The organism is Natronoflexus pectinivorans, from assembly GCF_004345615.1.
GTDB classification, from domain to species: domain Bacteria; phylum Bacteroidota; class Bacteroidia; order Bacteroidales; family Marinilabiliaceae; genus Natronoflexus; species Natronoflexus pectinivorans.
This window is the reverse complement of record NZ_SLWK01000045.1, coordinates 1-1138: the sequence shown is the minus strand read 5'-3', so window position 1 is coordinate 1138 and position 1138 is coordinate 1. Positions and strand designations below refer to the sequence as shown.

The following is a 1138-nucleotide window of genomic DNA, read 5'->3' as shown; positions in this document are numbered from 1 at the left end:
CGTTATGCGCAATTGAACCAAAAAAACACGCACATTTGTTCTGATTATTTCCGAACTATTATTATCTTTGTCATTGAATCATCAAAAAAAATAATTTGAGAATTACAAATAAACATATTCTTGGTAAGCTTATTCGGAAAAATCGAGGAAATTCAAAATTACTGAAATCTGTAAATCAATTAATTTCTGATATTGAGGAAAATGAATGGAAAACTCCTCATGATTTAACTGAAAAACGACCTGATGCTGATTGTGTTTATGGAGGAGAGTTTTATTTCTTCAATATCAATATACATAGAACGTTGATTCTAATTGAATTTGAAGCAAGTGGTGAAGCAACGATTGTTTGGGCAGGAAGTCATGATGATTACGAACAGACTTTTAAAAACAATCGGAATGTTATTAAAAAGTGGTTGAGAGAAAACAATTGGATTTAAAATTTGTAATGATGAAAGACATTTTTGACATAAAGGAAGTTGCAAACATAGTAAGATTAGAGAATGAATATGATTTGGAAAAAGCATCTTTACTTGAACGTAAATTGCGTTTAATGAAAGATGAAAATCCAAATTTAAAACCAATTCGAAAAAAGCTTCGTGATTTGATTAAAGAATACGAAGATAGAAAATGGTCTGATTTTGATAATATCACTGATTCACAGCTAGAAGAGTCAAATAAAGCGGAAGAGATTGTGAATTATGAGCAAAAATTTATCAGTAAGCGAAAGGAAACTATCAGAAAAAGGCTCAAAGAGTACGATATTACCCAACAAGATTTAGGTTTAATCTTAAACCATCCAAAATCGTACATGAGCGAATTGATTAATGGAGTTTCTCAATTTACTCTAAAGGATTTGGTAATTATCCACAGGGTTCTAAAAATTAACTTAGACATCCTAATTCCTACTTTCCTTCAATCTGAAACAAGAGATAAATTAAAAGATTCGATTGAGAAATTAAACAAGCCCAAGCTTAAATTGAGAAAGACGGAATTGGTTTAAAAATCAAAAGCGCATAACATCATATATAAAATATTGGGGGTTTGGTGCTTACATTGACGTTTGTGCTCCGCATAAATTTCTGTGTCGGCCGATAATTCTGACTCCCGAAGCCCCCAACATTTCATATATGTGACCGTT

The 1138-nt window shown here is 31.4% G+C and carries 2 protein-coding genes; both read left to right on the top strand.

Translation table 11 applies throughout. The features are described 5' to 3' along the window. The first annotated feature begins 95 nt into the window (after positions 1-95). A complete protein-coding gene (locus EV194_RS16830; protein ID WP_132435716.1) occupies positions 96-437 on the top strand; it encodes a type II toxin-antitoxin system HigB family toxin in 342 nt (113 codons plus the stop codon). Positions 438-448: 11 nt separating this feature from the next. Further along, on the top strand, positions 449-1000 hold the full coding sequence (locus EV194_RS16825; protein ID WP_132435714.1) for a helix-turn-helix domain-containing protein: 552 nt from the start codon (positions 449-451) through the stop codon (positions 998-1000). Positions 1001-1138: the final 138 nt, after the last annotated feature.